The organism is Lyngbya sp. CCAP 1446/10 (assembly GCF_026130175.1).
Classification (GTDB): Bacteria; Cyanobacteriota; Cyanobacteriia; order Cyanobacteriales; family Microcoleaceae; genus Microcoleus.
In genome coordinates this window covers 1-8,689 of sequence record NZ_JAIGNI010000106.1, presented here as the reverse complement: position 1 = coordinate 8,689, position 8,689 = coordinate 1, and the positions used below count along the sequence as shown (strand labels likewise).

9 protein-coding genes are annotated in these 8,689 nt (G+C 46.6%); 5 read left to right on the top strand and 4 right to left on the bottom strand.

What is annotated here, in order from left to right:
- Both K4039_RS26070 and K4039_RS26065 read right to left on the bottom strand, forming a co-directional pair.
- A partial coding sequence (locus K4039_RS26070; protein ID WP_321161664.1) for a DNA-formamidopyrimidine glycosylase family protein occupies positions 1–241 on the bottom strand: 241 nt, incomplete at its 3' end.
- Positions 242–243: 2 nt separating this feature from the next.
- The gene (locus K4039_RS26065; protein ID WP_265239408.1) at positions 244–624 is read right to left on the bottom strand and encodes a photosystem I reaction center subunit IV; all 381 of its coding nucleotides are present in this window, start codon (positions 622–624) and stop codon (positions 244–246) included.
- Positions 625–1,103: 479 nt separating this feature from the next.
- On the opposite strand from K4039_RS26065, the gene K4039_RS26060 reads away from it, so the two are divergent.
- From K4039_RS26060 to K4039_RS26045, 4 genes are all read left to right on the top strand, one after another.
- Positions 1,104–3,161, top strand: a complete 2,058-nt coding sequence (locus K4039_RS26060; RefSeq protein ID WP_265239407.1) for an ATP-binding protein — start codon at positions 1,104–1,106, stop codon at positions 3,159–3,161.
- Positions 3,158–6,202 (top strand): tetratricopeptide repeat protein, encoded by a 3,045-nt coding sequence (locus K4039_RS26055; RefSeq protein WP_265239406.1) that lies wholly within the window; start codon positions 3,158–3,160, stop codon positions 6,200–6,202. The genes K4039_RS26060 and K4039_RS26055 overlap by 4 nt, the downstream gene beginning before the upstream one ends.
- A gap of 379 nt (positions 6,203–6,581) precedes the next feature.
- On the top strand, positions 6,582–6,929 hold the full coding sequence (locus tag K4039_RS26050) for a hypothetical protein (RefSeq protein ID WP_265239405.1): 348 nt from the start codon (positions 6,582–6,584) through the stop codon (positions 6,927–6,929).
- Positions 6,926–7,273: a type II toxin-antitoxin system PemK/MazF family toxin gene (locus K4039_RS26045; RefSeq protein ID WP_265239404.1), complete on the top strand. Its 348-nt coding sequence runs from the start codon at positions 6,926–6,928 to the stop codon at positions 7,271–7,273. Before K4039_RS26050 ends, K4039_RS26045 begins: the two co-directional genes overlap by 4 nt.
- A 119-nt stretch (positions 7,274–7,392) precedes the next feature.
- Here K4039_RS26045 and K4039_RS26040 read toward each other — a convergent pair whose 3' ends face one another.
- A complete protein-coding gene (locus K4039_RS26040) occupies positions 7,393–7,839 on the bottom strand; it encodes a PIN domain-containing protein (RefSeq protein ID WP_265239403.1) in 447 nt (148 codons plus the stop codon).
- Positions 7,840–7,841: 2 nt separating this feature from the next.
- Positions 7,842–8,117: a hypothetical protein gene (locus K4039_RS26035; RefSeq protein ID WP_265239402.1), complete on the bottom strand. Its 276-nt coding sequence runs from the start codon at positions 8,115–8,117 to the stop codon at positions 7,842–7,844.
- A 198-nt stretch (positions 8,118–8,315) separates the two neighbouring features.
- On the opposite strand from K4039_RS26035, the gene K4039_RS26030 reads away from it, so the two are divergent.
- Positions 8,316–8,689: dihydrofolate reductase family protein (locus K4039_RS26030; protein ID WP_265239401.1), on the top strand; the 374-nt coding region annotated here is incomplete at its 3' end.

Below are 8,689 nucleotides of genomic sequence, written 5' to 3'. Positions count from 1 at the left end.
CTCCCCGTCTCCCCCTCTCCCCGTCTCCCCCTCTCCCTTGCGATAGTTCTGCCAGAAGGTATTTGCCACGCCTGTACCAAGATGCGATCGACTTTCCTTTGAGTTTTGTCAAAAAATCGGTCGCAGAGATTGAGCGGGCGATCGAGCTATTTAACAGCACGTCTCCGCCCAAAATTTCGCGATCGAGGGTAAGTTGATTCAAACCCCGGCAAATAGTTTCAACTTCTGGCAGTTCTGGCACAATTAGCGCTGTTCTGTTCCTTGATTCGGTGCACCTTCGACGCTGCCGGGCACTTCGGCACCTGGTTTGCTGTCTGCCGAAGTTTTCGGCTGGTTGGGGGCTCCGCCGCCGCCGGTTTTGCGGGTTTTCGGATCGATGGTGGTTTGCTTGCCGCCGGAAGCTGCTGGAGTCGCTGTTTTGGCTTTTGCTTTGGGGGCTGCAACTTCGACTACTTCGCTTTGGGCGAAGTTGTTGGTGTTGACGCCTGCATAATTTACGGCGTTAAAGCGAACGATAACTGGGTATTTAATGCCGCTTTGGTCTACCGTAGCAACGGTGCCCACTTCTTGATACCAGTAGGATTCTTTGCGGAGAATCCGGACTGTCGAACCGCGTTGAACCATGAGCTTTGTTTCCTTTGCGATGAATAAACGGATAAAGCCATTTTTTTTACTTTAGTCGATCGCGCGTCGCATTTAAAGTCTGTAACGAAATTATTGTTTTCTGCGCCGTGTTTTCGTTGCTGTTTGTAAAGAAAAGTAAAGTTGTTTTGAGGGCGATCGCTGGAGGACAAAAATAAATGATCTGACATTATCCGTTAAATACAAGCTGTGCGATCGGGTTGAAAAAAAACTTTACAAACCGTTGCGGGGCAGCCAGTCGGTTGCGGGGGCGGGCAGATTATATTTTTGGGCGGGCGAGACGCCCGCCCCACAAGAAAATTTAGTTTTGTGGAACAGGCATCTTGCCTGTTCCTAAAAATGATTGTGGAACAGGCATCTTGCCTGTTCTTAAGAATGGTGGAAGATGTGAGATTAATTAACTTTGTATTTAATTATCTGACCGCGCTAAACTGTTGCAAAGTGCGGGGAATATTAAAAGTATGTCGTTAGTTGATTTAGCTAATACTAAAGTTAGGGTTCTTGGATGCAGTGCGGTGATGGGTGTTGCGCCAATGATTGCTAGCGCGATCGCCAATCCGGGTGTGACAGCAGCATTGGGTGTGATGGCTAATCCCGTCGTTGGGGGGATTGCTATTTTAGCAACGATCGCGGGTGGTATTGCGGGGAATATGGCGGCTAACGACTTGGGAAATCGGATGGCCGAAAAGTTGGCGAAAAATCCGAATATTCTTGATAATCATGATTTGAGTAAGGCGGCTGGTGAGGCGATCGGCTATATTTTGAAATACGATGTGGCGAAATTGGATGAGTTAATTGCGATCGCCGAAACGAAAAATTTGCCCTATCCAGAACAGGATTTAGATAAATTAGCCGACAAGACTCCTGAATATTGGCTGAATATTAGCACACAAGGGGCGGATTTGTCAAGGGGTTTAAATATTTCCGAAGAGCAACTGACTCTGATTTTTTCGGCGGATGCTGCGGAGTTCGATCGGGTGACGGGATTGACACCGGCAGATTGGGCAAGATTCATCGGGGAATTCGCCCGCAGCGAGGGGAAATCCTTTGATGCAGAAATCGTGGAATTTGTGGCGCAAAGACTCTACGAAACATTCCCGAAGGCGTACCGCGAAGTGCTGAAACGAGATGCGGCGCAGGGTGGAGAAAAGTTTGCGGCGATGCTGTTGAATTTGCACCAAATTGCTTTGGCGGATCTCAAGGATTTGGGGCTGCAAAATCGGGAGATTCTGGACAAGTTGGAGGCGGTGGCGACTCGCGAACAGATTTGTCAAGTGATGGCAAAATTGGGCGCGATGGAAATTGGCATCCGCGACGATTTGGCGCAGATTCGGGCATTGCTGGAAAGATATATCGATCCTACTGCACCCGGTTTGCCGATTCCCGTTAAGTCTGAGACGATTATTCAGGACAGAATTAAAGACTTTACTGGTCGGAAATTTGTGTTTGAAGCAATTAACGAGTTTCTGAGGAAAAATCAGAAAGGCTATTTTGTTTTAGAGGCGGAACCTGGTGTTGGGAAAAGCGCGATCATGGCTGCTTGTGTGGTGATGCTGAAGCGTCGCTGCGTTACTCATTTCAACTCTAAACCGGACGGAATTGTCAGCGCTGAAACTTTTTTGGAAAATGCTTGCACTCAGTTAATTGAGGGTTTTTACCTTAAACATAAATATCCGCGAATGCCGGAAAATGCCATAAAAAACAACATCGTTCTATGCGAGTTGCTGGAGGAAGTTAGCGCTAAGTCTAGCAGGGATAAAAAAATAATTTTTGTGGTGGATGCGCTGGATGAAGTTGATTGGAAGGCTCAAACTAGCGGTAGCAATGTTTCGTACTTGCCTAATGATTTGCCTGATAACGTTTATTTTATTGTTTCCAAGCGGCCGGAATTCCTGCCTATGCCGGCAGCTAACAAGACTGTTTTTGATTTGATGAAATACAGTGCAGAAAGTCTCGAAGATGTCAAGGCTTTTCTGGCAAAACGCACGGAGAGAAGCCAGTTAATTAAGGATTGGATTAAAGCTCGAAATTTGCAGCGGGAACAGTTTGTGACGGCGGTAGCCGAGAAAAGCGAAAAGAAATTTATCTATCTCCGCCACGTACTTGATGAGATTGAAGGCGACACGTACAATGATGTGAATTTAAATGATTTGCCAGCGGGTTTGGAGGAATATTATCAAAAACACTGGGGACAGATGATGGGCAGGGAAGACGATCCTCTGCTGGAATTGAAAGTTAGGATTATCTATTTTCTGTCGCAAGCAGAGGAACCTGTTTCTGGTCGCTGGTTGGCTAAATCTGCCCGCGAGAAAAATGTTATGAAAGTACAGCAGGTGCTCGGAAAATGGAATTCGTTTTTGCGACATGAGAAAGTAGGGAAGGAAACTCGATACACTATCTATCACAACAGTTTTCGGCAGTTTCTAGAAGCGGATGAAACTGTGCAGTCGGCAGGAATAACACTGGATGACATTAACGATGACATTAGCGATAACTCTACAGGAGGAGCGCCGCTATGAGCGATTTAGGTTTGTGGTTGGCGCAGCAGTGTCAGGAAGATCGAGATTTGTTGGTGAAATACCAACCCAAGAGATTTGCGAAACGGGGGAAGGTTGACCGTTATTGTGCTTGGTTGACGGATTTCGGTTTTATTGAGATGAAACTGGAATTTTTGGGGGTACAAGCGCTAATTGATGATTACGATTTAGCGAGAATTTCTGATGTGTTGCTGTCGGGGGAGCAAAGTGAAACTCTGAGATTGATTCAAGGGGCAATTCGCAAGTCGGCGCATATTTTGGAAAGGGATAAAACGCAGCTTGCAGGGCATTTATTGGGGAGGTTGTTGGATTTTGAAATGCCTGGGATTCAGGGGATGCTGGGACAAGCAAAGGAGTGGAAAGATCGTCCTTGGTTGCGGCCTTTGAAAGCTAATTTAGAGCAGCCTGGTGAAGGATGTTTGCGAACACTCACCGGTCATAGTTCCAGGGTAAATGCAGTGGCGATCGCACACGACGGCAAAACAGCTATTTCCGCATCCAGAGATCACACCCTGAAAATCTGGGATACCCAGACAGGTTCAGAACTGAAAACTATCACGGGTCATAGTGAATCGGTAAATGCAGTGGCGATCGCACCGGATGGAAAAACATCGATTTCCGCTTCTTCGGATAATACCCTAAAAATCTGGGACATCGAGACAGGCTGGGAACTGAAAACTCTCACGGGTCATAGTGATTGGGTATATGCAGTGGCGATCGCACCCGACGGAAAAACAGCGATTTCCGCTTCATGGGATTATACCCTGAAAATCTGGGACACCGAGACAGGTCGGGAACTGAAAACTCTCACGGGTCATAGTGACTGTGTATATGCAGTGGCGATCGCACCGGATGGAAAAACAGCGATTTCCGCTTCATCGGATAATACCCTAAAAATCTGGGACACCGAGACAGGTCGGGAACTGAAAACTCTCACGGGTCATAGTTCCTTGGTATTTGCAGTGGCGATCGCACCCGACGGCAAAACCGCGATTTCCGCTTCATGGGATAATACGCTGAAAATCTGGGACACCGAGACAGGTTCAGAACTGAAAACTCTCACGGGTCATAGTGACTGTGTATATGCAGTGGCGATCGCACCCGACGGCAAAACCGCGATTTCTGCTTCAGATGATAAAACGCTGAAAATCTGGGACACCGAGACAGGTTCAGAACTGAAAACTCTCACCAGTCATAGTCACTGTGTATATGCAGTGGCGATCGCACCCGACGGAAAAACAGCGATTTCCGCTTCAGAGGATAAAACGCTGAAAATCTGGGACACCGAGACAGGTTCAGAACTGAAAACTCTCACGGGTCATAGTGACTGTGTATATGCAGTGGCGATCGCACACGATGGAAAAACCGCGATTTCCGCTTCAGATGATAAAATGCTGAAAATCTGGGACACCGAGACAGGTTCAGAACTGAAAACTCTCATCGGTCATAGTGACTCGGTAAATGCAGTGGCGATCGCACCCGACGGTAAAACCGCAATTTCTGCTTCAGAGGATAAAACGCTGAAAATCTGGGACACCGAGACAGGCCGGGAACTGAAAACTCTCACCGGTCATACTGGCTGGGTAAAAGCAGTGGCGATCGCACCCGACGGTAAAACCGCAATTTCCGCTTCAGGATCATTGTTCAATTCCAATGATAAAACCCTGAAAATCTGGGACACCGAAACAGGCCGGGAACTGAAAACTCTCACCGGTCATAGTGACGCGGTACGAGCAGTGGCGATCGCACCCGACGGCAAAACCGCGATATCCGCTTCAGAGGATAAAACCCTGAAAATCTGGGACACCGAGACAGGCTCAGAACTGAAAACTCTCACGGGTCATAGTTACGGCGGAGTAAATGCAGTGGCGATCGCACCCGATGGCAAAACAGTGATTTCCGCTTCAGAGGATAAAACGCTGAAAATCTGGGACATCGAGACAGGCTGGGAACTAAAAACTCTCACCGGTCATCGTAACTCGGTAAAAGCAGTGGCGATCGCACCCGACGGAAAAACCGCGATTTCCGCTTCAAACGATAATACCCTGAAAGTCTGGGATTTGCTCATAGCTACAGAGGTTGCTAGTTTCACCGGAGATGGTCCGTTTAACGGCTGTGCTTTTGCGCCTGATGGAGTGACAGTTGTAGCGGGCGATGATTCGGGCCGGGTGCATTTCCTGCGTTTGGAAGGAATGGGGGATTTGGGCGATGCTGCTGGGCTAAATAATTCCGTTAATTTGTTTTACAGTGGTTTGAGGCTGGCAAAACAAGGACAATATAAAGCCGCCCTAGCAAAATTAGCTGAAGTTACAGAAATAAGGCCGGATGCGCTGATTGTTTGGTGGGAACAAGGTAAGGTTTTGTATGAGTTGGAGCGCTATGCAGAAGCCATTGTCAGTCTCGACCAAGCAAGAAAAATAGCCGGGAAAGACCGCGATTTTTGGTTTTGTCTAGGCTTTGCACAAATGAAGTGTGGCAGTCAAGAATTGGCGCGCGAAAACTGGGATGTTGCTATTAACATTCAGCCCGATGACTACGAATTTTGGTTTGAAAAAACGAAAGAAATATTCGAGTTAGAACGCTACGAGCAAGCTATTTGCTGTTTAGATTTAGCGATTAAAATCGAACCTAATCAAGCCTATTTATGGGACTGGCGCGGCTATGCCCTGCAAAGATTCGGACGCGCTGAGGAGGCAATATCCAGCTACGATCGCGCTTTAGAATTGCAGCCTGATGATGCTGATATCTTGGATAATCGAGCTTATGCTTTACTAACTTTAGGTCGTTATGACGAGGCAAGGGCTAATTGGGATAAAGTTTTAGAAATCGATCCAAATTGTACAGGTGCTTATTATAATAAATCTTGCTGTTTTGCCTTGCAGAATCAGGTTGAGTTAGCGGTGGAAAATTTGCAGCGCGCGATTGAATTGGAACCGGAAAGATGTCGAGAGTTGGCAAAAACTGATACCGATTTTGATGGGATTCGCGGCGATGTGCGGTTTCAGGAGTTGTTGGGAAATTGATTTGAGGGTTGATATCATTAGAACCCGGCGGTTGAAACCGCGGCTACACAAACGAAGTCCACCTCCGTGGACTAAGACAAATTATCTTCAACCCACGGAGGTGGGTTTTGTCTGTGTAGACGCGGTTTCAACCGCCGTCTCTTCTTTGGGATGAGAGCTTTTCAGGGCTTACAGACTTCGACAAAGAAACCGGGTTTTTACCAAATTTCTAGACTAAAATCAACTATCTTCGTAAAAAACCCGGTTTCTGGGCCGTCGCCACCCAGCAAAGAAACCGGGTTTTTGCCCGAATCTGTGAGTTGTAGGCAAGTATTTCGGAAAAAACCCGGTTTCTGGGGCCTCGCCACCCAGCAAAGAAACCGGGTTTTTACCCGAATCTGTGGGTGGTAGGGAAGTATTTCGGAAAAAACCCGGTTTCTGGGACACCGCGATCGACTTTTGGGGATTTGTGCGATCGGGCTATAATACAGAAAACTTGACAACAAAAATGACTGTCATGAAAGAGTTAATCCAACAAGACTTAGAAAAGCTCGATCGAGAACAACTCCAACAAGTATTTGAATTTATTGCCTTTCTGAAATTCCGTGCCAGATTAGTGACTATTCCTGCGATCGATGAAACCAACTTAGCTGCACTCTACAGCGAATTTGCCGAAGAAGACCGACAACTTGCGGAACTCGGAATCAGCGAATATGCAGAACTTCTCAAACATGAGGATTTGGCATGACAATCAGACGAGGTGAAATCTGGATTGCCAACCTCGATCCGACACAAGGTTCCGAACAGGCTGGTGTACGTCCTACAATTGTTTTTCAGAACGATACTATTTCGAGGTACACGACTACTGTTATCAGTATTCCTCTCACAACTAATCTGCGCCGCGCATCTCTTCCTTCCTGCATTTTGATTCCCGGTGGTGAAGGAGGATTGACTCAAGATTCTGTTGCATTGTGCCATCAACTACGAGTTTTGGATAAAACAAGATTGCGAAATAAAATTGGTGAAGTCAACCCAGAGATACTGGCACAATTAGAAAATATCGTATTATTTACGTTAGGTTATTTACCTTAAAAAATAAATCCCGGCGGTTTCAACCAAAGAAACCGGGTTTTTGCCGGAATCTGTGGGTTGTAGGGAAGTATTTCGGTAAAAACCCGGTTTCTGGGGCAATGGGCGATCGAGTTTTATTGTTAAGAAATAGTATTCGGATCGATCGGCACAATTCCTTCATTGGCGTAGCGAGTAAAATCCTTAACATTTAGCGTCAAAATGTGTGATGCACCGTTTGCTTTCATAATAGCCACAAGACGAGCATCATGCACCTGAACTCCCAAAACTCTGTAAGTAACAACCAACCTACGCCACTCCGAGTAAGTTAGATGCGTGTCGGGAAACAATGGGAAAAGACGTTCGATCCGGCGTAACTTGAGCTCGGCATCAGCAGGAGTCAACCCAAAGCCATTTTTCTCGATCGGGCGAGTAACAACGTTCCAAAATTCAACGCAGTTTTGTGAGGCTACTTGCAGTTTATATCCATCCTGTCGCAATTTTTTTACAGCATTGCGGATTACAGGATATAAAGGATGAGAGCGATCGGAAAACCGCAGCAGAATATTCGTATCTACAAGGCATAACATTGCTAAGGATGCTCCTCGTAGATACCTTCACGACTTATAGCAAAATCTGATAGCACTGGCACATTACCTCCCAGACTTTTAATAAAATCATCAGCGAGTTCATCTAAAAGTATTTCAAAATCGCGATCGCTAATTTCTGCATCAGAATCACTTACCTTTGATGACTGACCAGGAGCTGACTGCCAAGTTAGGAAATCAACAAAATTAAGAACTACTTCTAGCTGCGGTTTTCCTAAATAACGCAGCTTACTTACAATGCTTTCAATTACAGCTTCCATACATTTATAGTTGAGCTTTAATTGCGATTTACTTCAGGAAATCATAGCAGAAATATCCAATTTTGTCAAATTCCTCTTTCCCTACAATGAATTGGGTGATGGTTATGCGATCGGGCGATTCGACATTTTACGGTAGGGAAACGGCACTGCCGTGTCCTCTTTTTCCGTTATGATGTTGTGCGAAAGTTCCATAAATTAATGACAGATAAGATCGATCGACCTTACGCCACAGTCATACTCGCGATCAGTGCCGACGGTAAGATTGCAGATCAAGTGCGATCGCCCGCGAGATTCGGTTCAGCCAACGACAAAGCCCACCTCGAACAGCAAGTAGCAGCAAACGATGCCGTTTTGTTCGGCAACGGCACTTTACAGGCTTATGGAACGACGATGAGAGTGATTTCGCCGGAATTGCTCAAACAGAGGGAACTGCAAGGGAAGCCCCCACAACCGGTGCAAATCGTGTGTTCGCGATCGCACCAATTTGACCCAAACTTGCGATTTTTCCAGCAACCGGTGCCTCGCTGGCTGCTGACTGCGGAAGGGGAAGAGGGGGAGAGGGGGAGAGGGGG

What these genes read in the sequence shown, in the direction of transcription:
- K4039_RS26055 (WP_265239406.1), top strand. Translation starts at nt 3,158, where the DNA reads ATGAGCGATTTAGGTTTGTGGTTGGCGCAGCAGTGTCAGGAAGATCGA.
- K4039_RS26040 (WP_265239403.1), bottom strand. Translation starts at nt 7,839, where the DNA reads ATGTTATGCCTTGTAGATACGAATATTCTGCTGCGGTTTTCCGATCGC.
- K4039_RS26035 (WP_265239402.1), bottom strand. Translation starts at nt 8,117, where the DNA reads ATGGAAGCTGTAATTGAAAGCATTGTAAGTAAGCTGCGTTATTTAGGA.
- K4039_RS26060 (WP_265239407.1), top strand. Translation starts at nt 1,104, where the DNA reads ATGTCGTTAGTTGATTTAGCTAATACTAAAGTTAGGGTTCTTGGATGC.
- K4039_RS26065 (WP_265239408.1), bottom strand. Translation starts at nt 624, where the DNA reads ATGGTTCAACGCGGTTCGACAGTCCGGATTCTCCGCAAAGAATCCTAC.
- K4039_RS26045 (WP_265239404.1), top strand. Translation starts at nt 6,926, where the DNA reads ATGACAATCAGACGAGGTGAAATCTGGATTGCCAACCTCGATCCGACA.